We start from the raw sequence: 22,901 nt of genomic DNA, 5'->3' as shown, positions 1-22,901 counted from the left end.
GCCCCGCTGAAGCATCTCCGCATTTGAAGGACCGTTTCGTCAACAGAAGGTGAACCGGAGAGGTGCGTCAGGACGGGTGTCACGGGCGCGGGCGGCGGAAGACGTCGTCGGAGTCGTCCCAGCCGGGGACGTCCTCCGTCACGGAGCGGCGGGCGGCCCGCGCGGACGTCGCGTACATCGCCTCGATCTCCGCCGCGTACCGCTGCACGATCGTGTCGCGGCGCAGCTTCATCGACGGGGTCAGCATGCCGTTGGCGAGGTCGAACGGCTCGGGGAGGATGCGGAAGACCCGGATGGACTCCGAGCGCGACACCGTGCTGTTGGCGCCGGCGATCGCCCGCAGCACCTCCTGCCGCAGCGCGTTCTCCTCCCGTGCCTCCGGGCCCATCAGCTCGTTCGCGGGGCCGAGCGCGCCCCTCCAATGGGCGAGGAACTCCGGGTCCAGCGTGATCAGCGCGCCCACGCAGGGCCGGTTGTCGCCCACGACCACCGCCTGGTGGATCAGCGGGTGCATCCGCAGCTGCTCCTCCAGCGGCGCCGGTGCCACGCCCTTGCCGCCGCTGGTGATGATGATGTCCTTCTTGCGCCCGGTGATCGACAGATAGCCCTCGGAGTCCAGCCGCCCGATGTCTCCCGTGGCCAGCCAGCCGTCCTGGAGAGCGGCCCGGGTGCCCGCCTCGTCGTTGACGTACCCCTGGAACACCGAAGGCCCGCTGACCAGCAGCTCCCCGTCCCGCGCCACCCGGATCTCGGTGCCCGGCAGCGGCCGGCCCACGGTGCCGAACTTCTCCCGGCCCACGGGCTGAGCCGTGATGCCGCCCGCGGTCTCCGTCAGGCCGTACCCGTCGTGGACGAGGATCCCGATCCCGGCGTAGAACAGCGCGAGGTCGCGGTTGAGGGGGGAGCCGCCGGAACAGCCGCCGCGCACCCGGCCGCCGAGCGCGGCACGCAGCTTGCGGTACACCGTCTTGTCGTAGAACGCGTGCTGGAGCCTCAGATCCATGCCGGGGCCCGGACCCGAGTCGAGGCGGTGCCGTTCGGCGGCGAGCGCGTGGTCCTGCGCGGTGCGCACCGCCCGCTCGAACACGGCGCCCCGGCCCGCCTGCTGCGCCTTGCGCAGGAAGTTCTTGAAGATCTTCTCGAAGACGTAGGGCACGCCGTACAGGAACGTCGGCCGGAACGACAGCAGCGCCGCCGACAGCGCCTCCTCGGTCAGCTCCGGCTCATGGCCGAGCAGCAGCCCGCCCCGCAGGCACATCCCCTGGATCATCAGGCCGTAGACGTGGGAGAAGGGCAGGAACGCGAGGATCGCCGGCTGCTCCCCAGGTGCCGCCGCGGTGTGCCGCCACCCGGCGAGCAGCACGTCGCAGGGGCTGGCGAGACTGCGGTGGGACAGCGCGCAGCCCTTGGGGTGCCCGGTCGTACCGGAGGTGTACGCGATCACCGCCGTGGAGTCGGGCATCACGATGCGGCGCAACGAGTCCACCGTCGCGTCCGGCACGTCCCGGCCGGCCTCGACAAGCTGCGCCAGCGCGTCCGCGTCCAGCTGCCACACATGGCGCAGCAGCGGCAGCTTGGCGCAGACCGAGCCGACCGTCATCACGCCCTGCTCGTCCTCGACGACGACACCCACACAGGCCGCGTCCCGCAGGATCCACTCCACCTGGTCGCGTGACGACGTCGGATAGATCGGCACGATCTCCGCGCCCACCGACCACAGCGCGACGCCGAGCACCGTCCACTCGTAGCGGGTCCGCGCCATCACGGCCACCCGGTTGCCCGGCCGGATCCCGGCGGCGACCAGCCCCTTGGCCAGGCTCACCACCTCGTCCCGCACCTCGGCCGCGCCGAGCGACGTCCAGGTGTCCGGGGTGCCGGTCTCGCGGCGCGCGATCTGCGGCAGCGCGGGATCGCGCTGCGCCGTCTCGAACAGTGAGTCGGCGAGTCCCCCGGTCATGACCCGGGCCGCCGACGGAGCAATGCCGAACGTGCTCATGCGCTGCTCCCCAGACCTTCCCCTGCGCGCGATCTCGCCGATGGTGCGGCGACCGGCGGTGATCGAACGTAGCGTACGGCGCCGACGCGCGCCCACGGAATGGGGAAGTCGTCGCCATGTGACGGAACGGGCGGGGCCACCCCCTCACATATCCGCACAGCGGGCGGCCGACGTGATGTACGGCACGTGGGGGACCCCCTCCCGGACCCCTTGGCGGGAATCGTCGCTGCACACGGCTTGATCACGTCTGACCGGCGGCGATGGGTGAATCCGGCACCCCCGACGGGTGTGGCACTGTGGTGCGCGCGAGCGCGGGAGTCGTCCCGCCGACGTGGAGAGGTGGACGGTGCGCGAGCCCAACGTGATCGGGGACTGGCAGGAGTACGACGGCGACCTGGCCGGCCTGCGTGTGCGCGTCCACGGCCTGGAACGCGCCGAACCGCCGCGCGGCGGTGACGACGCCGCCGAGGGCCTGACCTACTTCCGGTTCCGGGTGACCGTGGAGAACCGTGGCACCGGCCACGTCGGCCTCCACCTGGAGGACGGGCAGCTCGACATCCGCACCGGCCCCGACGGCGAGAGCGCCTTCCTGGACTGGCGCAACTCCAAGTTCATCGAGGGCTTCGACCTCTACCCGCTGCGCCGCGCCACGGCCGTCCTGTACGCCGCCGCACCCGAGGCCCAGCTCCTCCAGCTCGACATCCAGGTCCAGCTCCGGGCCGACGAGGAGTGGACCGACCGCCATTTGTGGTCCGGTGGCATCGGCGTCGACGAGGAGCTCCTCGACCCGGCCTCCGGCACCGTCCGGGAGAGCCTCGCCGGGCAGATCAGCGCGTTCCTCCACGAGGAGGCGGAGCGGGGCGCGGGCTGAACCCGGCCGCCCCGTGAGCGTGCCGGAGCGCACCCCCTTCACGCGCTGCCGGCGCCGCGGGCGGTGCGGGTGCGGGCCACGAGCCGCTTCAGCAGCGGCCAGGCCAGCAGCAGCACGATCACCGCGTACACCGTCACCGCGAACGGGGTGTTCACCAGGCCGGTGACACTGCCGTCGCTGATCTGCAGGGCGCGCCGCAGCTGCTGTTCGGCGCCCGGTCCGAGGATGACCCCGATGACGGCGGGCAGCACGGGCAGTCCGTAACGGCGCATGCCGAAGCCGATCAGACCGATGACCAGCAGGATCACCAGGTCGATCACCTCGCCGCCGACCGCGTACGCGCCGACCGCCGCGAAGAACATGATCCCCGCGTACAGATGGGGCCGGGGGATGCGCAGCAGCTTCGCCCACAGCGGGGCCAGCGGCAGATTGAGCGCCAGCAGCAGCACCATCCCGACGAAGAGGGACGCGATCAGACCCCACACGAGGTCCGGCTCGCGTTCGAACAGCAGAGGGCCCGGCTGGATGCCGTACTGCTGGAACGCGGCCAGCATCACCGCCGCCACCGCCGTCGTGGGCAGACCGAGCGTCAGCATCGACACGAGGGTGCCCGCCGCCGAGGCCGACGCCGCCGACTCCGGCCCGGCCACCCCCTCGATGGCGCCCTTGCCCCACTCGTCCCGGTGCTTCGACAACCGCTTCTCGGTGACGTACGACAGGAACGTGGGGATCTCCGCGCCGCCCGCCGGGATCGCCCCGAACGGGAACCCGATGAACGGACCGCGCAGCCACGACTTCCACGTCCGCCGCAGATCCGAGCGGCCGAGCCACGGGCGGCCCACCGGTATCGGCTCGCCCGGCCTGCGCCGCAGATGGGCGGCGACCCACAGGGCCTCACCGATCGCGAAGAGACCGACCGCGACGATCACGACGTCGACGCCGTCGGCGAGCTGGAGCGAACCGAACGTCAACCGCTGCTGCCCGGTCATCTGGTCCAGCCCCACCAGGCCGATCGTGAGGCCGATCAGCAGCGAGGCGAGCCCCCGGACCCGGGACGAGCCCAGCACGGACGTCACGGCGATGAACGCCAGCACCATGATCGCGAAGTAGTCGGGGGCGCCGATGCCCACGGCCAGCTCGGCGACCGTCGGCGCCAGCGCCACCAGCAGGACCGTGCCCACCATGCCGCCCGCGAAATGGCCGATCGCGGCGGCGGCCAGCGCCTGCGCGCCGCGCCCCGACCTGGCCATCGGGTTGCCCTCCATGGCCGCGACCACCGCCGCGCTCTCACCGGGGGTGTTGAGCAGGATCGAGGTGGTCGAGCCGCCGAACATCGCGCCGTAGTAGATGCCCGCGAACATGATGAACGCGCCGATCGGGTCCAGCCCGTACGTCACCGGGAGCAGCAGCGCGACCGCCATGGCCGGGCCGATGCCGGGCAGCACCCCGATCGCCGTGCCGAGGAGCACCCCGACCGCGGCCCACAGGATGTTGACCGGCGTGAGGGCCGTACCGAAGCCGTCCAGGAGCGAGGTGAGGGCGTCCATGTCACAGCACTCCCATCAGCGGGCCGCCGGGCAGGGGCACCCCGAGGAGGTTGTTGAAGACGGCGTACGTGACGAGCGAGAGGACGGCCGCGACGAGCGGATCGCGGTCGTGGCGGCGGCTGCCGAGAGCGAACGCGGCGCCCCAGAACAGCAGAGTGCCCGCCGCGGGGAAGCCGAGCGGTTCGATCAGGACGGCCGAGCCGAGGAACACCCCGGTGAGCAGCAGGACCGTACGCCAGTCCGCGGGCTCCGACAGGTCGACGTCCTCACCGGCCTCCGCCTGCCCCCGCCCGCCGCGCAGCACGTCCACGGCGAGCAGGGCAGCGATCAGCAGCAGCCCGGCGCCGACCACCACCGGCACCGTCCTCGGGCCGACGGGCCCGCGCTGCGCGATGTCGACGTCCATGGTGAGCGCGTCCGTCAGGACCAGCACACCGAGCGCCAGCAGCAGCACGCAGACGCCCAGCTCGGAGTGGTTCCGCAGCCACGACCCGCGGTCCGCCGCGGGCGCCGGGGGAGTGTCGGTGGGGTGCGGCGTGTCGGTGGGGGGCGTCGTCACAGTCCCAGCTCCTTCAGCACCGACACCACGCGTTCGTCCTGGGCCTCCAGGAACTCACCGAACTTCTCGCCGGTGAGGAAGGCGTCGTCCCAGCCGTTCTGCTTCAGGGACTGCCGCCACTGAGGGGAGTCGTGCAGCTCCTCGATCAGCCGGGTCAGCTTGGCCCGCTCGGCGTCGGTGAGACCCGGCGGGGCGACGATGCCGCGCCAGTTGGTGAAGTTCACGTCGTAGCCCGCCTCCTGGAGCGTCGGCGCGTCCAGCCCGGCCACCCGCTCGGGGCCGGTCACCGCGAGCAGCCGCAGCTCGCCCGCCCTGATCTGGTCCAGGTACTCGCCGACGCCGGACACCCCGAAGGCGACCTTGTCGCCGAGGATGGAGGCGAGCAGCTCACCGCCGCCGTCGAAGGGGATGTAGTTGACGTCCCGCGGCGCGATCCCGGCCGCCCGGGCCATCAGCATCGGCGCCAGATGGTCCGGCCCGCCCGGCGCAGAGCCACCGCCGACGGGGAGCTTGCCGGGCCTCTCCTTCCAGGCGCCGATGAGGTCGTCGATCGTCCGGTACGGCGAGTCCTTGGCGACGACCACGACGTCCTGCTCCTCGGTGAGCCGGGCGATCGGAGTGGTGTCGGCGAGGGTCTTCGGCGCGTCGTTGGAACGGACGGCACCGACGACGCCGAGCCCCATCGACATCGCGAGCCTGCCGTTGCCGTGCTCGCCGACCAGCCGGCTCAGCCCGACCGTGCCGCCGGCGCCCGGCAGGTTGAACACCTCGATGTTGTGGGTGAGCCCCGCGTCCTCGGCGTTCTTCGCTGCCGTGCGGGCCGTGATGTCGTACCCGCCGCCCGGCGTGTTCGGCACCATGAAGCGCAGGCCCGGTATCTGCGTGCCCGTGTCACCGCCGCCGCCGGTCGTCAGCAGCGGCGGCCCCACGAACACGAGCACGGCGGCACCGAACAGGGCGAGGGCGTGTCGCCCCCGGGGGATGCGCAGACGCACGAGTGTCACCACCTGTCGTGGACGTCGATGAAGGAGAGTGACCCGCGACACAGCGTGCCCACCCGAAGGGGTGTGTACAGGTTGCGGAGGCAACGGACGTTGTGGTCTTTGTGGTCGCGGCCTCTGTCACCTTATGGGCACTCTCCCCCCACCTCTCTTCTCCTGACCCCACACGAGCGCCATCATTGTGCGACCCACCGCACCCGCCGACGTCCGAGCCGCCCGGGCGTCGCCTCCGCACGAGAGATGAGTCCGTCGTGGCCGCCGAGTTCCGCCGCCATACCCTCGCGGGCGAGATGCTGGTCCTCCAGCTCGCCATCGTCGTGGTGGTGCTGCTGGCGGTCGCCGGGGTCTCCCTCACCCAGTCCGCGGCCACCTTCAACCGCGTCGAGGGCCGCCGCGTCACCGCCCTCGCCGAGCAACTGGCCGCCAACCCCCTGGTCCGCGACGGACTCGCCCGCGCCCTGCCCCAGGAGGCCCTGGCCCCCCTGGTGAACTCCACTCAGACCCAGTCGGGCGTCACCTCGGTCACCGTCGCCGACGCCGGCGGCAGAATCGTCAGCTCCACCGACCCCACCGTCCTCGGCGACCGGCTCCCGCGCGGCGAGGGCGCGGCCCGGGGCCGCGGCTGGTCCGGCCCGCTCACCCTCGACGACAGCCGCGAGCTGGTCGCCCAGGTACCCGTCCTCGGCGCCACCGACGACCACCTCGGCGTGCTCCTCGGCACCGTCATGGTCGGTGAGGCCTCCCCGACCGTGTGGCAGCGCCTCAGCGGCGCCTCCTCGTACCTCCTCGCCTACCTGGGCGTCGCCAGCGGCCTCGGCCTCGCCGGATCCTGGCTGCTGGCCCGCCGCGTCAAACGCCAGACCCTCGGCCTGGAACCCCGCGAGATCGCCGGCCTCGCCGAACACCGCGAGGCCATGCTGTACGGCATCGCCGAGGGCGTCGTCGCCCTGGACCCGCAGGCCCGCGTCACCCTCGTCAACGAGGTGGGGCTGCGTCTGCTCGACCTGCCCGTGGACTGCGTCGGCAAGAGCCTCAGCGAGCTGGGCGTGAAGGGGCGACTGCGCGACGTCCTCACCGGGGCGCAGGAGATCCCCGGCCACAAGGGCGACGAGGTCGTCATCCGCCGGGGCCGTGTCCTCGTCATGAACCGGATGACCGTCACCAAGGACGGCCGCCACCTCGGCTCGGTCACCACCCTGCGCGACCGCACCGAACTCGCCCGCCTGGAACGGGAGATGGGCTCCTTCCGCAGCTCCTCCGAGCTGCTGCGCGCCCAGGCCCACGAGTTCGCCAACCAGCTGCACACCATCTCGGGACTCATCCAGATCGGTGAGCAGGACGAAGTGGTCCGCTACATCCGTGCGCTCAGCCGCCACCGGCAGTCCCTCGACATGACCCTCAGCCGCCGGGTCCGGGACACCGCGGTCGCCGCGCTCCTCATGGCGAAGGCGTCACTGGCCGCCGAACGCAAGGTCAGTCTGCGGATCTCCGAGAGCACCGCGCTCGACCGGCTCGCCCCGGAGGACGCCGCCGACGTCGCCACCGTCGTCGGCAACCTCGTCGACAACGCGGTGGACGCCGCGGCCGCCCCCGGCGAACCCGGCGACCGCGAGGCATGGGTCGAGGTGGAACTGCGCCAGGACGCCTCCAGCGTGGAGATCGTCGTCCGCGACTCGGGTCCTGGCGTCGCCCCCGAACTCGCCCGCGAGGTGTTCTCCCACGGCTTCACCACCAAGGCCGCCCAGGAGGGCGAACGCGGCATCGGTCTCGCCCTCACCCGCCTGGTCTGCGAACGCCACGGCGGCGAGATCTCGGTGACCAACACCCCCGACGGGGCCATGTTCACCGCCCGCATGACCGTCAGCCACCTCGCCGACGCGGTGGCGGAAGGAGCGACACCATGAGTCCTGGTCCGGCCGCGATCGACGTGCTCGTCGTCGACGACGACTTCATGGTGGCCAGGGTCCACCGCACCTTCGTCGAACGGGTCGAGCCGTTCCGGGTCGTCGGGGTCGCCAGCACCGGGGAGCAGGCGGCCGCCGCTGTCGACGAACTGCGCCCCGATCTCGTCCTGCTCGACCTGTACCTGCCGGACGTCTTCGGCCTCGACGTCATACCCCGACTGCGCACGGCCGGCCACGACTGCGACGTCATGGTCATCAGCGCCGCGCGGGAGGCCGACACCGTGCGGGGCGCGGTCCGCCACGGTGTCGTCGACTACCTCCTCAAGCCGTTCGAGTTCGAGGAACTGCGCTCCCGGCTCCAGCGGTACGCCGCCCAGCGGGGCCGGCTGCTCACCGCGGTCGTGCAGAGCCAGGCCGACGTCGACCGGGTCCTCGCCGGGGCGTCGGCGCCGCCGGCGGCCGGCGCCCTGCCCAAGGGCATGAGCGTCGAGACCGCCGACCTCGTCGAACGCACCCTCCGCGCCGCCGACGGCACCCTGTCCGCCACCGAGTGCGCGACCCTCGCCGGGATCTCCCGCGTCAGCGCCCGCCGCTACCTGGAGTACTTCCACGCCACCGGCACCGCGGACGTCTCCCTCCGCTACGGCGTGGCGGGCCGCCCGGAGCGGCGGTACACCTGGCGGGTGTGAAGGGACGCGGAGCGCTCTCGCGCGCTACTTCCCGTCGGCCGCCCCGTTCCCGTTCTGCCCGTTCCCGTTCTCCCCGTTCTTCACGTCCGTCGGGCTGGGCATCAGGCTCAGCTCGGCGAAGGCGTCCGCGACGCGGGAGCGGTCGGTGTCGGTGGCGCCGGCCACGGAGGGGGCGCCGGCGGCGTCCAGGGTGCGCAGCCGGTCGACCGCCTCGGGGAGGTGGTAGGCGCCGCCGCCCAGGACGACCCACTTGCCGACCTCGGGATGCATGACGAGGGCGGCGTCGCGGTTCTCCGCGTCGGTCGTCGGCCGGTCCACCCACACCTCGCAGCTGCCGGTCACCCCGACCGGCACCCCGCCCGCCGACCAGGCGACGGTCACCGTCAGCGTGTGCCGTCCCGGCCGCTCCAACGGGAACCCGTCGGAGCTCCAGAACACCCGGTACTCGGCGCTCAGCGACTCGCCCGGCGCCAGCGGGGCCAGCTTCGCCGACTCGCAGGTGATGACGAACGGCCGCACCGGCCGCTCCTCCCCGCTCTCGTCGAGGCACGACATGCTGGCGAACAGCGCCTCCATCCGCAGATCGGTGGGCACCACCAGCTCGCCCTGCGAGGTGTTCGTCAGCCGCCAGGACACGGTGACCGGCGCGCCCAGCGGGACGCGCCCGGCCTCCGCCCACACCTCGAAGTCCAGCTCGTCCGAACGGAACAGGTTGCGGTCGGACGCCTGCGGGGCCCCCGCGGGGAACCAGCTCGCGAACGGCCAGCCGCCGGGGCGCACCACCGGGTCCGGCATGTGGGCCAGATGGTTGCGCACGGTGGGGTTGAAGCCGAGATTGATCTGGTCCGGGAACACACCGGGCGCGCCGGTGGCGGGCCCACCGAGGACGTCGGCCACGCTCGGCGTCGTCGTCATGATCGAGTTGTCGGCGGCGGTCTCCGACTCCTGGTGGATCTGGTTGAACGCGTGCGTCACCTCGTGCGTCGCCGACCGGAGATAGGCGCGCGGGAAGTCGCGCTGCCGCTGGTTCTCCGCGAGGCCGAAGTTCGACGAGTCCGAGCTCGGGTAGCCGTCGTCGCTGAAGCTCGCCGACCCCTCGCGCGGGACCCCGATCTGGTCGTACATCACACCGCGCGAGCAGCCCAGGGCGGCGGGCACCACCACGAGGTGGGTGCGCCACTCGGCGTCGAGGTCGGTGCTCGACTTGCGTACGCCCGACATCAGCGCGTGCAGGTTCGCCGCCGACCAGCAGGCGGTCGGGTTCACCCCGACCGGCACCGGGATGTCGACCTGCGCCTCGACCCGGTCGATCGCCAGGTCCCACCCGGCGGTGGCGTACACCGTGTCGAAGAACTCCGTCCCGCTGCCGGACGCGGCGGGCACCGGCTGGGGGCCGACCGCGCCGCGCAGGGTGTCGATCTCCAGGACGGCGCGGCGCAGGAAGCTCGACACCCAGGTCAGGGTGACCGTCCCGCGCAGCACGTCGCCCTCGAACACCCGGCCCTCGAAGCGGGGCCCGCCGAGACCGGGCAGGGGCAGGGGGGAGCCCGGCACGCGGGTCAGGACGAACCGCAGGGACCTGCTGGGGGAGGAGGGGAACGACCCCTTGAACGAACCGGCCGGCGGCTGGGTGTAGTCGAACTCGTCGACGTCGAGGGTCACCTGGCACGGCCGGCCCGGCAGCCCGACGAGGGGCACGACCAGGCGCGTCGCCTTCAGGTACGAGTGGTACCGGTCCCGCGGGAAGACCGGGATGCGCGGCAGCAGGGGCGAGGGCGCGCCGGGGCGGCTCGCCGCGGCCGCGACGGACTCCCCGCCGCCGGTGAGGGCGGCCCGGCCGGGCCCGGCGGCGCCGTCGCCCGACCCCGGGTCGGGGACCAGGGACGGCGGCTGCCGGTACAGGTCCCCGCTGACGATCACCCCGTCCGGGCCGGCGGCCGGCGCCTTGCGGTCGACGCGCAGCGTGCCGACGAGGTGCGGCAGGGACGCCTGGGCGGGCCGGAACGTCACCCGGTAGCAGCCGTCACGGAAGTCCGGGCGGCACGGCCGCAGCGGCGGTGGCGGCAGCGGGACGGGCCGGTCGCCCAGCTCGGCGGCGCCCTCGGCCGGCGAGGCGTCCTCGACGGCGATCGGGGCCGCGACCGGCACCGCGGACGGGGTCACGTTCACGGCGTTCGGCGCGAGCCGTGGGTCGGCGGCGTACATCTGTGGTGCCTGTGGTGCTTCGTTGCGCATGGTCGCCCTCCTGGGGCCGAGACATGGGTGACAGGAGCCCCCCTGATCGACCGATTCCGTCTCCGCGCCCCGGGCGTGGGCTGCACGCGACAGTTTCGAGTACCTGCTCAACTTCGTCCGGAAGCAGAAGTGCCGCAATAGTCCGGTCGGGTAATGCTTGGCCGTAATGCGCCGGTTGACGTACGTGCATAGAATCGAACAGTTATGGCCGATCCGAGTGCGTCCGAGCCGCGGCCCCTGACGGGCCGTTGGCGCCGTGTGTCCGACTCCGACTGCGCTCGCGCCTATCCCGCCGGACTCGTCATCGGTCCGGGATCCCGCTACCGGGCGGTGGGCGGCGGCGACCAGGGCCTGCCGGTGTGGGACGTGGGCACGGCCCGGATGCCCGACGGGACGACGCTGACCATGAGCACGTCCAGCGACGAGCTGGTCAGCTACCGGCTGGACGCCACCGCCGACCGTTTCACGGTCACCACCCCGGACGGCTGCACGCTCACCTACGAGCGCGAGGACTGAGCGGCATCCCGAGGCGGGCCTGCGCCGTGGGTATCCGTTCGAGGACGCCGCCCGCGAACACGTCGTACAGCGGCAGGGTCTCCAGATGGACGTACCCGATGTGGCAGTCGCAGACGGCCAGCGGGCAGACGCGGGGCGCGAGCGCCGTACGGAAGGAGTCGTCGTAGAGGTTGCCGAGTTCGTCCCGGACGAAGTGGCACCGTCTGACGGTGCCGTCACCGTCGACGGACACCACCGTCGAGCCGGTGCGGCACGCGCGGCCCGCCGACCGGTGCGGGTGGCGGCTGAACGGGAACAGCGGATCCAACGCCGTCCACGCCGCCGCCTCCTCGTCGGTGTAGGTGTGCCCCTCGGCGGCGTTCACCCACAGGTACACCTCCTCGGGCAGCTCCCCTCGCAGCCGGCGGGCCTCCTCCAGGTGCTCCGGCAGGCCCACGACGCCCACGCTGAAGCGGACCCCCGTCGCGGCGAGCCGTCGAGTCTTGCCGAGGAACCGCTCGTACGGGGTCTGGCCCGGGTGGTACGTGCACCACAGCGCCACCGTGTCCCGGTCGGCCTCAGCCAGCCACTCCGTACGGCAGCTGAGGTTCGTCTGGATCGCCACCCGGTCGATGTGCGGCTCGTGCGACAGCTCGACCAGCGCCCGCCGGTACCAGGACCGCGTCAGCCCCTCGCCCCACGGGGTGAACAGCACCGACAGCCGGTCGTCGGTCGACGACCGCGCCCAGCCGGTGAACCGGTCCAGCGCCGCCCGGTCGGCCCGCAACTGCTCCGTCGAGTCGCGGCGCTTGGCGAACGGGCAGTAGGGGCAGTCGTAGTCGCACGACGCCAGCGGGCCGCGGTACAGGAGCGTCAGGTCCATGGCGGCCGTCACTTCAGCTCGTAGTCGGCCATAGCGGCCCGAACGGCGGGGGAGAAGAAGTCGGGCCCGATGGCGTCCGAGTGCGCCAGCCCCTCGTCGGACAGCCTCAGCACCTCCCCGCCCGCCCCGGCGAGCCAGCCGCGCGCGGCCAGCCGCTCCAGCTCCGCCGGGAAGTCGTCGTACGGATCGGCGCCGAACCGCCGCCGGTAGTCGGCCACCGGCAACCCCTGCGCCTGGAGCAGCGACTGCAGCAGATGACGGCGGCGCGCCTCGTCCCCGTCGACCTCGCGGCCGTGCACGGCCCGCCCGAAGTCCTCGGTGGCGGTGTAGTCGTCGATGATGCCCCGGATCTCCCGCATGGCCACCGCGTAGTCGAAGGAGTAGTGCAGCCTCGACGTGTACGAACGGGCGCCGCAGCCCAGGCCGATCATGCCGTCGGTCTGGCAGGCGTAGTCGTCCGGGCCCTGCGGCGGCGCGTCCGCGCGGCGGAACATCCGCATGGACACCTGCTTGTAGCCCCGGGCGAGGAGATGGTCGCGGCCCTCCCGGTAGCGGCGCAGCCGGGCCCCGTCCCAGTCGCGGTCCGCCGTCGCGGGATCGGCGTGCCGGCCCAGACCCGTCAACGGCCTTACGTACAGCGGGTACAGGTAGATCTCCTCGGGCCGCCAGGCGAGGGCCGCGTCCAGGGAGAGCCGCCAACTGGCCGCCGTCTGCCCGTCGATGCCGTAGATCAGGTCGATGTTGAGGACGGGGATGCCGGTGTCGCGGATGCGAGACAGTGCCGCCTCCACATCGGCACGCCGCTGCGGTCGTACGGCCGCCCGTGCCTCCTCCTCCACGAAGCTCTGCACACCGAGGCTCAGCCGTGTCGTGCCCCGCGCGGCCAACACGGACAGCCGGTCGGCGGTCGCCGTGGCGGGGGACGCCTCCACCGACAGCGGGATCGCCCGCAGGTCCGCGCCCATGTGCCGCTCCGCGATGTCGCAGAGCCGCTCCAGCTCGGCGGCCTCCAGAAACGTCGGGGTGCCACCGCCGAACGCGGCGTTCGCGAACCGCACCGGCTCCGTGTCGCCGAGCGCCTCCCGGACGGCGATCGCCTGCCGCTCCAGGGCGTCGAGGTAGCGCCCGGTCAGCCCGTCCGGGGCGCCGATCCGCGTGAACAGGTTGCAGAACCCGCAGCGCACCTCGCAGAACGGTATGTGCGCGTACAGCGACAGGGCCGCCTTCGACTCGCCCGCCCACAGGTCGGCGAGGCGCGGCCGCTCCGCCAGCCTGCGGTACGCCGTCTTGTGCGGATAGGCGTACACGTAGTGCTGGTACGGGCGAACGGGGGGCGCGGTCACGGTCATGCGGACGGCTCCAGGAAGAAGTGGCTGTAGGGGACGGTCCACACGGCCTCGTGGCCCAGCCGGTGCCCGGTGTAGCCGTCGTCGCCGTAGGTCGTCCCGTGGTCGGAGCAGACGACGGCGAAGCAGCGGCGCCGCGCGCTCATCGCGGCGAACAGCCGCCCGATGTGCCGGTCGATGTACTCCAGGGCCGCCGCGTGCGTGGTGAGGCTGTCGCCCGCCTCACGGGTGGCGCCCGGCAGATGGAACCAGTTCGGCTGGTGCAGCGCCGAGGCGTTGAGGAACAGGAACAGCCGCTGCTCGGCGGGCAGTGCGGCCACCAACTCCTCGGCGCGGGCCACCTGCGCCTCGAACGACGTCGGGGACGCGACGGAGAACTCCGGCTCCCAGTGGCTCTCCTGGAACAGGCCCGGCAGGACGCTGCCGAGCGCGCCCTGCTTGTTGAAGAACCCGACACCGCCGACGCACACCGTGCGGTAGCCACGCTCGGCGAGCGCCGACACCAGGTCGGGGGTGTCGAAGACGAAGGTGCGGCCCGCGGTCGTCTCGCTGCCGGCGAACCGGCTCGCGAACAGCCGGGGGTGCGGCCCCGGGGCCGCCGGGGTCGGCAGGAAGCCCGCGAACATCGCCTGGTGCGAGGCGTAGGTGAAGCTGCCGGGCGCGTGCCGCTTCTCCCAGACGCCGCCGGGCAGACGGGCCGCCAGGTTCGGCAGCCGCCCGGACGCGGCCAGCTCCACCGCCACGTCGTACCGCAGGGTGTCGAGGGTGAGCAGCAACAGGTCGTCCCGGCCCACCACTTCGTTCATGTCGGGCGCGGGCGCGGGCGCGGGCGCGGGCGCGGGCGCGGGCACGGGCTCGGCGTCGGCCGCGGGCGGCCGGAGGGCCGTGTCAGAAGGGTGCATGGTCTTTCCTTGCCTGGGGGCGGTGCGAGAGCGCCGACGGCAACCGGTCCCGTACGGCCGCGATCTGCGCCGTGTAGGTGTCCAGGCCCTCCGCGGGGCCGCCGGGCAGGCCGGTCAGCCGGGGCAGCAGATCGCCGAAGGCGTTGACCTCGCCGACGGCGAACCGGCGCCAGCCGATGGCGGGGAGCAGATCCACCCCGACGCTCAGGGTGTCCGGGAAGCACGCGGCGGCCCGCTCACAGATGTCGAGGGCCTGGCGCCAGCGGTCGCCCGCCGCGTCGACGACCGACGTCAGATCGCCCCGCGCGCCGCCGAGATGGAGATTGGTCATCGGGAAGCGGCTGGTGCGGACCACGGCGTGGGTGGCCCGGCCCGCCACGACCAGCACCCGCAGATCCGCGGACCTGCCCTGGGCGGATGCCTTCGGCAGCCACCGCTCGAGGTGCAGCCCGTCCGGTGCGAGGGCGTCGACGATGCCGGCGATCTCGCGTTCGTCGGTGTACCGGCGCACCCGCAGCGAGTTGTGCAGCCGGAGCGGGGCGCGCAGCCGGCCGTCCGCCGCCACCTCCACCGAGGTGGTGGCCCGGATCCGGCCGCTCGCCGACGACTCGACGGCCAGCACACCCGACGCGGAGGAGCCGTGCGCGGGCTTCACGAAGACACGCGGCATGCCGTGCTCCCGCATCAGTGCCCGTACGTCGTCCCAGCCACGCACCGTCGTGTGACCCCCCGAGGTGGGCGAGGGCGGCACCGGGACGCCCGCCGCGTCGAGCCGGGCGTGGCAGAGCCGCTTGTCGAACAGCACCGCCAGATCCGCCGGATCGTCCAGCCGCATCCCGCCCCGCAACGACCCGACCGCGTCCAGGAAACGCCCGTACCAGGTGGCCGAGCCCTCCACGCGCGTCGGATCGTCGACGCCGCGCAGCAGCCGGTCCACCTCGGCGTTCTCGCCCGGCGAGTCCAGCCGTACGACCTCGTCGTCGGCGAACTCATGGCCGCCGTCGCGCAGGACGTCCCGCCACTCGACCACCCGCGGCGTCCCCATGCCCGCGGCCTCCGCCGCCGCGACGAACAGCCCGACCCGGCGGTTCTCGCCGTTGCCCACGACCGCCCACCTGAACGGGCCCGCACCCGCGCCGGTCCGACCGGACACACCGACCCCCCTCACCTCGAACCCCCCGAAACCCTGTGCCGCGCCCGCTACTCGCCGACCGCGACGAAGCGCCAGACCGTGCCGTCGTCGTCCTCGTCGGAGTCCGCGTCGTCCGGGTCGACGTCCACCTGGACGCCCTCGGCCTCCAGGGAGTCCCGCAGACGGTCGCGTATCGCCGAGCTGAGGTAGTTGTGGTGCAGGTCCAGCGTCGTGAGGTGGGTGAGCGGCTGCCCGGTGAGCAGCGCGGTCGCGCCGTCGTCGGTGAGGACGCCCATCGACACGTCGAGGACCTCCAGGCGGGCCACCACCGGGGCGGAGGCCAGCGCCGTGCAGATGTCGTCCTGCATCTCGCTGTTGCGCAGCGCCAGATGCCTGAGGGAGGGCAGCCGGGTGCCCGCCAGGATCGGCGCCAGGTCGGCCACCTCGGAGTCACCGCCGTACTCGGACGTGCCCAGCCACAGGTCGAGGTGGACGAGGGCCGGCAGATCACTCGCCGCGACACCGCGCACCGCCTCGACGGGCATGCCGCCGGTCTCGACGGTCAGCTTCCGCAGCCGCTCATGACGCAGCACCGGGAACACGAGCCCCTGACCGCCGCGCACACCGAACTCCTCCAGCTCCGTGAAGGCCGCGAGCAGCGGGCCGACATCGCCCTGGTTGATCCAGGAGATCTCGCACTCCTCCATCACGATGTCGCCGAGGAACAGGGCGCGCAGCGCGGGCAGCCGGTCCTTCGCCGCCACCAGGGCCTCGATCACCGACTCGGGCCCGCTGTCGTACGCGTCGCTCCACGCGCCCACGACCAGCGCCCGCACCTTCGTGGTGTCGATCGAGGCGAGGAACCGCGCGAACGCGTCCTCCCACGCCTCGTCGCTCTCGTACGAGTCCACGGCGACGGACCAGGCGACCTCCCCCGGAGCGGGCAGCTGACCGGTGCCCTCGGGTCCCTTCACCGAGTCGGGGAACTGGACGACGGGCAGGTCGTGGAACTCCCGCAAGTGGCTTCCGATGGTCATGTGTGCCCGCCCCTTCGTTCCATGTCGGTGGGCGGGACCCGAGCCCGTGCGCGGATCCCCCCGTTGCTCCCCGGGGCGCGCACGGCGCCGTCGGGTAGGGGAGTTCTACCAAGCCCCTCTGACAACGCGGACAGCGGACCCCGTTCCTTGTGGACAGGCCCCGTGAACTGGGGCTGAAGACACCGCGTCCGGGGCGATTGTCAGTGCCTGCCTCTACGGTCCTTTCCATCCGGAGCACAGCGAGTGCCCCGACGGGAGGGAGACCCATGTACCGGCAAGGAGACGTCCTCATCGCGCCGATCGCGGAGACCGCCGTGCCCGACACGGCGCGTGACGCCGCGTCGGAACCGCGCGACGGACGGGGCCGGCTCGTCCTCGCCCTCGGCGAGGTCACCGGACACGCCCACGCCGTCGTCGGCCCCGGCCGCCTCATCCGAGAGACGGACGCCTTCGGCCCGATGCTGCTGCACGTCCCGGAGGGCGCCCGGGTCGTCCACGAGGAGCACGCGCCCATCTCCCTGCCGAAGGGCTGGTACCGGGTCGTGCGCCAGCGCGAGTACGTGCCGGGTTCGGTGCGGATCGTCGCGGACTGAACCGCGGCGGCCGAGGGGGCAGGGCACAGGACATCGGGACCGGACATGACATCCAGGAGGAACGGCGTGACGGAGCGGACGAGTTGGCGTGCGGTGGCGGCGGCCACGGGGGCCGGTGACAGGGCACGGACCGAGGCGGGCGTACGGCTCGCCTACCGGCGGGCCGGGCTGCCGGAGCCCGAGCGGATCGTGTGGGTCCGCTCGCCGCTGGAGGCGGTGCGCCTGCTGTCGGGGACACCGACCGAGGGCGGCGAGGCGGTGACCGGCACCGGGGCGAGCGTCCGTGACGCCGTCCGCAACCGCCCGGTCGCCGCCGCGCGCGGCCTGCTGCACACCCGTCTGGGCCCGGCGGGCTGGAGCGACCACTGGCGGGCGACCGGCGCGGACCTGTGGGAGACCACCCGGCCGCTCGTCGACCGCGTCCGCACCGGCGTGGTCGAGGCCCTGGCCCCGGACGACCGCAAGGAGGAGACCCGTGTCCGGCTCCTCCTCCTGGACGCGGTCCTCGGCCAGCACGACGCGGCCTGGCTCGCCGCTTTCGACGACCTGGACGCCACCGGCACCGCGCCGGCCTCCGACACGAGCGCCGGGCACGACACGCCCGACTCGTCCCCGGGCCTCGACGGACTCGCCGAGGTCGCCCGCACGGCGGGCTGGTGGTGGCCCTACGAGAACGTGGCGGTCGTCGCCGAGCGCCCCACCGAGCTGCACCGGGACGAGGCGGGCCGGCTGGACCGGGGTGACGGCCCCGCCCTCGCCTACTCCGACGGCTTCGCCCTGCACGCCTGGCGCGGGCTGCCCGTACCCGGCGAGTTCCTCGACTCCCTGACCGCGCTCACGCCCGCGCGCATCCGCGACGAGGAGAACGCCGAGCTGCGCCGCGTCATGCTGGAGCACTACGGCTACGACCGCTACCTGGAGGAGTCGGGCGCGAAGCCGGTGGACCGGGACGAGACGGGCGTGCTCTGGCGTGTGGAACTGCCCGGCGACGAGGACGTGGTGATGGTGGAGGTCGTCAACTCCACCCCGGAGCCCGACGGCACGAGCCGCACCTACTGGCTCCGGGTGCCTCCGACGACGCGGACGGCCCGCGAGGGAGTGGCCTGGACGTTCGGGCTCAGCGCCGAGGAGTACGAGCCGCTGCGCCAGACCTGAGCCACCGCCGTGCGGCGCCGGCCGTCCGCCCCGGTCACTCGAACCGTGAGATGTCGCCCGCTCCCTTGCGGATGATCTCGGCCTCCCCGCTGGAGAAGTCGATCACGGTCGTGGGCTCGGTACCGCAGTCCCCGGAGTCCACCACGGCGTCGACCTGGTGATCGAGCCGCTCCTTGATCTCCCAGCCCTGAGTCAGCGGCTCCTCCTCGTCGGGGAGCAGCAGGGTGCTGGAGACCAGCGGCTCACCCAGCTCCGCGAGCAGGGCCTGGGCCACCCGGTGGTCGGGGATGCGCACTCCGACGGTTCGTTTCTTCGGGTGGAGCAGCTTGCGCGGCACCTCCCGGGTGGCGGGGAGGATGAACGTGTAGCTGCCGGGCGTCGACGCCTTGACGGCGCGGAACACGTCGTTGTCGACGTGCACGAACTGGCCCAGCTGTGCGAAGTTCTGGCACACGAGGGTGAAGTGGTGGCGGTCGTCGAGCCGGCGGATCGTACGGATCCGTTCGATGCCGTCACGACTGCCCAGCTGGCAGCCCAGCGCGAAACACGAGTCCGTCGGATAGACGATGAGCCCACCCTGACGGACGCTCTCGGCCACCTGCCCGATGGCGCGCGGCTGGGGGTTGTCGGGGTGCACGTCGATGTACTTGGCCATCTTCCGAGCTTATGCCTCCGCGGGGCCCGTCAGCGGACCCGCCGGGCCAGTACCTGTCCCGGCCAGGTGCCGGACAGGAAGCGCTCGGTGGGCGTGAAGCCGTTGCGCTCGTAGAACGCGACGAGTTCGCCTCCGCCGCCCGCCCAGCAGTCGACCCGCAGCAGCTCCACACCGGCCCGCCGGGTCTCCTCGACGGCGTGGGCGAGCAGGGCCGCCCCGATGCCCTGTCCGGCCCGCCTCCGGTCGGAGATCAGCAGCCGCACGTACACCTCGGGCTCGTCGGCCGGTGCGATCGGCATCTGCGGGCTGGGCCCGGAGTCCAGGACCAGCGCGCCGACCGGGGTGCCGTCCCGCTCCGCGATGTGCGGGGCGTTCTCCGTCATGTACCGCTCGATCCGCTCCACCCCGTCGGGCCGCCGCGAGTACGGGATCGTGCCCCACTGCTCGGTGTTGCCCCGGGCGTTCATCCAGGCCACGGCCCCGTCGAGCATGTCCAGCACGGCCGGCGCGTCGGTGAGGGCGCCCGGCCGTATCCGCAGTCCTTCAGTCAAGTCGTCCACGCCGCAGAAGCCTAGACACTCCCACTTCACCGCCGCGCACCGTTTTTCACCAAGGTCTGCGACCGCTTCTGGGGGCGTGGGGAACTGCGCGACCAGCCACGGAGCACCCGCAGCCGACCCATGACGCACAGTCTCCCCCTGAGGCTCCCGGCGGATCCTTACGCGCCGCTCTCCCGCAGCATGTCCTCACGCTCGACGATCTTCACGCGCTCGCGGCCCTGCGGCTCGCCCAGCGCCTTCTCGGCGGCGTCCAGCTTGTACCAGCCCTCCCACGTCGTGAAGCGCACCTCGCGCTCAGCGAGGAACGCGTCCACGGCCTCCGGCGCCGGGGCGGAGGGCTCCTGCAGACGGCCGTTGGCGAAGTCGTCCAGCAGGTTGGCGACCGTCTCGTTGGCGTCGCCCTTGGTGTGCCCGATGAGGCCGACGGGGCCGCGCCGGATCCAGCCGGTGACGTACGTCGACGTCAGGTGCTCGCCGGTCTCCTGGACGACCCGGCCGCCCGCGTCCGGGACGGTGCCCGACTCGAGGTCCCAGGGCAGCTTGGGCAGCTTGTCGGAGAGGTAACCGACGGCGCGGTAGACCGCGGTGACGTCCCAGTCCTTGAACTCGCCGGTGCCCTTGACGTTGCCGGTGCCGTCGAGGGCGGTGCGCTCGGTGCGCAGGCCGACGACCTTGCCGTCCTCGCCGAGGATCTCGGTGGGGGACTCGAAGAAGTGCAGGAACAGTTTGTGCGGGCGGTCGCCGGTGTCGCGGATCGCCCAGTTCTCCAGGGTCTTGGCGACCATGTCGGCCTGCTTGTTGCCGCGCCGGGTCGCGATCGACCCCTCGTCGTAGTCGATGTCCTCGGGGTCGACGATGACCTCGATGTTGGGGGAGTGGTCCAGCTCCCGCAGCTCCATCGGGGAGAACTTGGCCTGGGCGGGACCGCGTCGGCCGAAGACGTGGACCTCCAGCGCCTTGTTGGCCTTCAGACCGTCGTAGACGTTCGGCGGGATCTCCGTCGGCAGCAGCTCGTCGGCCGTCTTGGCGAGGACGCGGGCCACGTCGAGCGCGACGTTGCCGACGCCGAGGACGGCGACCTTCTCGGCCTCCAGCGGCCAGGTGCGCGGCACGTCCGGGTGGCCGTCGTACCAGGAGACGAAGTCGGCCGCGCCGTACGAGCCGTCGAGGTCGATGCCGGGGATGTCGAGCGCCCGGTCGGCCGTGGCGCCCGTGGAGAAGATCACCGCGTCGTAGAAGGCACGCAGGTCGTCGAGGTTGATGTCCGACGGGTAGTCGACGTTGCCGAAGAGACGGATCTGCGGCTTGTCGAGCACCTGGTGCAGGGCGGTGATGATGCCCTTGATGCGGGGGTGGTCGGGGGCCACGCCGTAGCGGATCAGTCCGAACGGGGCGGGCATCCGCTCGAAGAGGTCGATGGAGACACCGGGCTCGGCGGCAACGTCGGACTTCAGCAGCGCGTCGGCGGCGTAGATACCGGCCGGGCCGGCTCCGACAATGGCTACCCGCAGAGGGCGGGGCATGTTCAGGTTCCCTTCGAGCGGAGAAAAGCGACTCGACGGCAACCCTAAACTAAGGCAAGCCTTACCTGGTACGGGGGTCGGGTCTATGACCTCATAAGCTGATCTTATGGCACGGGGGTGCCCCGGCGGACGGCGGGGCGGTGCGCGACGAAGGCGTTGGCCATGGATGTGGACGCGATGTGTTTGCCCACGCGGTGAGCGGCAACGCGGATTCCATGAGCCGAACCAACAACGACACCAACGAGAGCACCTCGTCCGCCGAGACGGCCGCCGCGAAGGCGCGCCGGACCGCCGACAAGGCGACCGCCCCGGCCACCGGGACCGCCAAGAAGGCCGCCGACAAGGCGGGTGACACCGCGTCAGCCGCCAAGAACGGGGCCGGACGTGCGGCCGACACCGCGAACAGCGCCGTGCACAGCGCGGTCAAGGGTGTCGAGGCGGGCCGCCAGGCGGTCGTTCAGGCTTCGGGTCAGGTGGCCGCCACCGCCCGGACGGCGGTGACCGTCCTCGCCCACCGCAAGCTCGTCGCCGCGGGTGTGGGCGCGGGGCTGACCGCACTGACCGCCGCCTCCTACCTGGCCGGACGCCGGTCGGAACGCCATGTGCACGGCCCGCTGACCCGGCTCACCGGCGGACGCATCTGACGTCCACCCGCACGACGCCCGCACAGGGCGGCATCACGCCGCACCACGAAGCACGACGCGGCGCGGTGAGGCACTGACGCTCGGGAGGCGGCGAGAGCGCCGCCTCCCGAGCGTCTGCCTGCGTGACTGTCCCGCGGCGTGACTGTCCCGCGGCGCCGGGCGGCCGGACCTACCAGCGGCCCTCGACCTGGTCCTTGACGCGCCGGTCGTACAGGTCCCGGATCGCGGTGAGCGTCTCGTCCGAGAGCGCCGGCAGCGCGGCGGCGGCAGCGTTGGCCCGCGCCTGCTCGGGCGTGCGGGCACCCGGGATCACGGTGGTGACCCCCGGCAGCTGGATGATCCAGCGCAGCGCCAGCTGGGCCGGCGTGAAGCCCTCGGGCGCCAGCCCGGCGAACTCCACCGCGGCCTCGACGCCCGTCTCGTAGTCGACACCGGAGAAGGTCTCGCCCTGGTCGAAGGACTCGCCGTGCCGGTTGTAGGTGCGGTGGTCGTTCTCCGCGAAGACCGTGTCCTTGGTGTACTTGCCCGACAGCAGCCCCGAGGCCAGCGGCACCCGGGCGATGATGGCGACGCCCGCCTTCTCGGCTGCGGGGAGGACCTCCAGGAGCGGCTTCATCCGGAACGGGTTGAGGATGATCTGCACGCTCGCCACATTCGGCCGGGCGATCGCCGTCAGTGCCTCCGCGCAGGTCTCCACGCTGACGCCGTACGCGGCGATGCGCTCCTCCTCGACGAGGGTGTCGAGCGCGTCGAACACCTCGTCGGAGGAGTAGACCGGCGTGGGCGGGCAGTGCAGCTGCACCAGGTCGAGACGGTCCACGCCCAGATTGCGGCGGGAGCGGTCGTTCCAGGCCCGGAAGTTGTCGAGGACGTAGTTCTCGGGGATCTGGGCCATGCGGCGGCCCATCTTCGTCGCGACGAACACATGCAGGTCCTGCCGGCTGCGCAGGAACGTGGCGATGGTCTGCTCGCTGCGCCCGTCGCCGTAGACGTCGGCGGTGTCGAAGAAGGTCACCCCCGCCTCGGCCGCCGCCTCCAGGACCGTCAGGGCTTCCTTGTCGTCGACGTCTCCCCAGTCGGCGCCCAGCTGCCATGTACCGAGCCCGACCACGGACGCGTGCTGACCCGACCTACCGAATGCGCGTTCTTCCATGCGGTCAGTGTGTCATCCGTT

At 72.5% G+C, this 22,901-nt stretch carries 21 protein-coding genes; 7 read left to right on the top strand and 14 right to left on the bottom strand.

Going from position 1 to position 22,901, the window contains the following annotated elements; all coding sequences use genetic code 11:
• Positions 1-79: 79 nt before the first annotated feature.
• Positions 80-1,996: an AMP-dependent synthetase/ligase gene (locus tag AOK23_RS00665; protein ID WP_055710779.1), complete on the bottom strand. Its 1,917-nt coding sequence runs from the start codon at positions 1,994-1,996 to the stop codon at positions 80-82.
• Between the two features lie 346 nt (positions 1,997-2,342).
• On the opposite strand from AOK23_RS00665, the gene AOK23_RS00660 reads away from it, so the two are divergent.
• Positions 2,343-2,867 carry a hypothetical protein gene (locus AOK23_RS00660; RefSeq protein ID WP_055710778.1) on the top strand — a complete coding sequence of 175 codons (525 nt, stop codon included), beginning with the start codon at positions 2,343-2,345 and terminating at the stop codon, positions 2,865-2,867.
• 38 nt (positions 2,868-2,905) lie between these two features.
• Here AOK23_RS00660 and AOK23_RS00655 read toward each other — a convergent pair whose 3' ends face one another.
• Genes AOK23_RS00655 through AOK23_RS00645 form a run of 3 tightly spaced genes read right to left on the bottom strand, consistent with a single transcriptional unit; the run spans position 2,906 to position 5,968 of the window.
• Entirely contained in the window at positions 2,906-4,414 is a 1,509-nt protein-coding gene (locus AOK23_RS00655) for a tripartite tricarboxylate transporter permease (RefSeq protein ID WP_055710777.1), read from the bottom strand.
• A gap of 1 nt (position 4,415) precedes the next feature.
• Complete coding sequence (locus AOK23_RS00650) at positions 4,416-4,973, bottom strand: tripartite tricarboxylate transporter TctB family protein (RefSeq protein ID WP_055710776.1); 558 nt, start codon at positions 4,971-4,973, stop codon at positions 4,416-4,418.
• Positions 4,970-5,968: a Bug family tripartite tricarboxylate transporter substrate binding protein gene (locus tag AOK23_RS00645; protein ID WP_055710789.1), complete on the bottom strand. Its 999-nt coding sequence runs from the start codon at positions 5,966-5,968 to the stop codon at positions 4,970-4,972. Before AOK23_RS00645 ends, AOK23_RS00650 begins: the two co-directional genes overlap by 4 nt.
• A gap of 257 nt (positions 5,969-6,225) precedes the next feature.
• Between AOK23_RS00645 and AOK23_RS00640 the strand changes: the two genes are divergently transcribed.
• Both AOK23_RS00640 and AOK23_RS00635 read left to right on the top strand, forming a co-directional pair.
• Positions 6,226-7,878, top strand: a complete 1,653-nt coding sequence (locus AOK23_RS00640; RefSeq protein WP_055710775.1) for a sensor histidine kinase — start codon at positions 6,226-6,228, stop codon at positions 7,876-7,878.
• Complete coding sequence (locus tag AOK23_RS00635) at positions 7,875-8,567, top strand: response regulator (RefSeq protein WP_055710774.1); 693 nt, start codon at positions 7,875-7,877, stop codon at positions 8,565-8,567. Before AOK23_RS00640 ends, AOK23_RS00635 begins: the two co-directional genes overlap by 4 nt.
• Positions 8,568-8,591: 24 nt before the next feature.
• Here AOK23_RS00635 and AOK23_RS00630 read toward each other — a convergent pair whose 3' ends face one another.
• On the bottom strand, positions 8,592-10,802 hold the full coding sequence (locus tag AOK23_RS00630; protein ID WP_157877905.1) for a hypothetical protein: 2,211 nt from the start codon (positions 10,800-10,802) through the stop codon (positions 8,592-8,594).
• A 204-nt stretch (positions 10,803-11,006) separates the two neighbouring features.
• On the opposite strand from AOK23_RS00630, the gene AOK23_RS00625 reads away from it, so the two are divergent.
• Positions 11,007-11,318 (top strand): hypothetical protein, encoded by a 312-nt coding sequence (locus tag AOK23_RS00625; protein ID WP_055710772.1) that lies wholly within the window; start codon positions 11,007-11,009, stop codon positions 11,316-11,318.
• Here the strand turns inward: AOK23_RS00625 and AOK23_RS00620 are convergent.
• The 5 genes from AOK23_RS00620 to AOK23_RS00600 form a co-directional block, all read right to left on the bottom strand.
• A complete protein-coding gene (locus AOK23_RS00620) occupies positions 11,296-12,180 on the bottom strand; it encodes an STM4011 family radical SAM protein (RefSeq protein ID WP_055710788.1) in 885 nt (294 codons plus the stop codon). The genes AOK23_RS00625 and AOK23_RS00620 overlap by 23 nt on opposite strands.
• Positions 12,181-12,188: 8 nt before the next feature.
• On the bottom strand, positions 12,189-13,529 hold the full coding sequence (locus AOK23_RS00615) for an STM4012 family radical SAM protein (RefSeq protein WP_055710771.1): 1,341 nt from the start codon (positions 13,527-13,529) through the stop codon (positions 12,189-12,191).
• Positions 13,526-14,332: an STM4013/SEN3800 family hydrolase gene (locus AOK23_RS00610; RefSeq protein WP_055710787.1), complete on the bottom strand. Its 807-nt coding sequence runs from the start codon at positions 14,330-14,332 to the stop codon at positions 13,526-13,528. Before AOK23_RS00610 ends, AOK23_RS00615 begins: the two co-directional genes overlap by 4 nt.
• An 82-nt stretch (positions 14,333-14,414) precedes the next feature.
• Complete coding sequence (locus AOK23_RS00605; RefSeq protein WP_107102694.1) at positions 14,415-15,581, bottom strand: STM4014 family protein; 1,167 nt, start codon at positions 15,579-15,581, stop codon at positions 14,415-14,417.
• A gap of 47 nt (positions 15,582-15,628) precedes the next feature.
• Positions 15,629-16,597, bottom strand: a complete 969-nt coding sequence (locus tag AOK23_RS00600; protein WP_055710769.1) for an STM4015 family protein — start codon at positions 16,595-16,597, stop codon at positions 15,629-15,631.
• A 266-nt stretch (positions 16,598-16,863) separates the two neighbouring features.
• Between AOK23_RS00600 and AOK23_RS00595 the strand changes: the two genes are divergently transcribed.
• Positions 16,864-17,190 (top strand): hypothetical protein, encoded by a 327-nt coding sequence (locus tag AOK23_RS00595; RefSeq protein ID WP_055710768.1) that lies wholly within the window; start codon positions 16,864-16,866, stop codon positions 17,188-17,190.
• A gap of 45 nt (positions 17,191-17,235) precedes the next feature.
• On the top strand, positions 17,236-18,345 hold the full coding sequence (locus AOK23_RS00590) for a DUF6745 domain-containing protein (RefSeq protein WP_055710767.1): 1,110 nt from the start codon (positions 17,236-17,238) through the stop codon (positions 18,343-18,345).
• A gap of 34 nt (positions 18,346-18,379) precedes the next feature.
• Here the strand turns inward: AOK23_RS00590 and AOK23_RS00585 are convergent, their stop codons facing one another.
• The 3 genes from AOK23_RS00585 to AOK23_RS00575 form a co-directional block, all read right to left on the bottom strand.
• Positions 18,380-19,000, bottom strand: a complete 621-nt coding sequence (locus tag AOK23_RS00585; protein WP_055710766.1) for an L-threonylcarbamoyladenylate synthase — start codon at positions 18,998-19,000, stop codon at positions 18,380-18,382.
• A gap of 29 nt (positions 19,001-19,029) precedes the next feature.
• A complete protein-coding gene (locus AOK23_RS00580; protein ID WP_055710765.1) occupies positions 19,030-19,560 on the bottom strand; it encodes a GNAT family N-acetyltransferase in 531 nt (176 codons plus the stop codon).
• A 158-nt stretch (positions 19,561-19,718) separates the two neighbouring features.
• Positions 19,719-21,083: an FAD-dependent oxidoreductase gene (locus tag AOK23_RS00575; protein WP_055710764.1), complete on the bottom strand. Its 1,365-nt coding sequence runs from the start codon at positions 21,081-21,083 to the stop codon at positions 19,719-19,721.
• Between the two features lie 179 nt (positions 21,084-21,262).
• On the opposite strand from AOK23_RS00575, the gene AOK23_RS00570 reads away from it, so the two are divergent.
• Positions 21,263-21,727 carry a hypothetical protein gene (locus AOK23_RS00570; protein WP_055710763.1) on the top strand — a complete coding sequence of 155 codons (465 nt, stop codon included), beginning with the start codon at positions 21,263-21,265 and terminating at the stop codon, positions 21,725-21,727.
• 169 nt (positions 21,728-21,896) lie between these two features.
• Here the strand turns inward: AOK23_RS00570 and AOK23_RS00565 are convergent, their stop codons facing one another.
• Positions 21,897-22,880 carry an aldo/keto reductase gene (locus AOK23_RS00565; RefSeq protein ID WP_055710762.1) on the bottom strand — a complete coding sequence of 328 codons (984 nt, stop codon included), beginning with the start codon at positions 22,878-22,880 and terminating at the stop codon, positions 21,897-21,899.
• Positions 22,881-22,901: the final 21 nt, after the last annotated feature.

Source organism: Streptomyces torulosus, assembly GCF_001419765.1.
GTDB classification, from domain to species: domain Bacteria; phylum Actinomycetota; class Actinomycetes; order Streptomycetales; family Streptomycetaceae; genus Streptomyces; species Streptomyces torulosus.
Note: the sequence above shows the minus strand (reverse complement) of the source record. Positions and strands in the feature narration are given on the sequence as shown.

Coding starts and splice junctions, on each gene's coding strand:
- AOK23_RS00625 (WP_055710772.1), top strand. CDS start 11,007: ATGGCCGATCCGAGTGCGTCCGAGCCGCGGCCCCTGACGGGCCGTTGG.
- AOK23_RS00595 (WP_055710768.1), top strand. CDS start 16,864: ATGTACCGGCAAGGAGACGTCCTCATCGCGCCGATCGCGGAGACCGCC.
- AOK23_RS00590 (WP_055710767.1), top strand. CDS start 17,236: ATGACATCCAGGAGGAACGGCGTGACGGAGCGGACGAGTTGGCGTGCG.
- AOK23_RS00575 (WP_055710764.1), bottom strand. CDS start 21,083: ATGCCCCGCCCTCTGCGGGTAGCCATTGTCGGAGCCGGCCCGGCCGGT.
- AOK23_RS00620 (WP_055710788.1), bottom strand. CDS start 12,180: ATGGACCTGACGCTCCTGTACCGCGGCCCGCTGGCGTCGTGCGACTAC.
- AOK23_RS00630 (WP_157877905.1), bottom strand. CDS start 10,802: ATGCGCAACGAAGCACCACAGGCACCACAGATGTACGCCGCCGACCCA.
- AOK23_RS00585 (WP_055710766.1), bottom strand. CDS start 19,000: ATGGCCAAGTACATCGACGTGCACCCCGACAACCCCCAGCCGCGCGCC.
- AOK23_RS00635 (WP_055710774.1), top strand. CDS start 7,875: ATGAGTCCTGGTCCGGCCGCGATCGACGTGCTCGTCGTCGACGACGAC.
- AOK23_RS00565 (WP_055710762.1), bottom strand. CDS start 22,880: ATGGAAGAACGCGCATTCGGTAGGTCGGGTCAGCACGCGTCCGTGGTC.
- AOK23_RS00600 (WP_055710769.1), bottom strand. CDS start 16,597: ATGACCATCGGAAGCCACTTGCGGGAGTTCCACGACCTGCCCGTCGTC.
- AOK23_RS00610 (WP_055710787.1), bottom strand. CDS start 14,332: ATGAACGAAGTGGTGGGCCGGGACGACCTGTTGCTGCTCACCCTCGAC.
- AOK23_RS00655 (WP_055710777.1), bottom strand. CDS start 4,414: ATGGACGCCCTCACCTCGCTCCTGGACGGCTTCGGTACGGCCCTCACG.
- AOK23_RS00665 (WP_055710779.1), bottom strand. CDS start 1,996: ATGAGCACGTTCGGCATTGCTCCGTCGGCGGCCCGGGTCATGACCGGG.
- AOK23_RS00615 (WP_055710771.1), bottom strand. CDS start 13,529: ATGACCGTGACCGCGCCCCCCGTTCGCCCGTACCAGCACTACGTGTAC.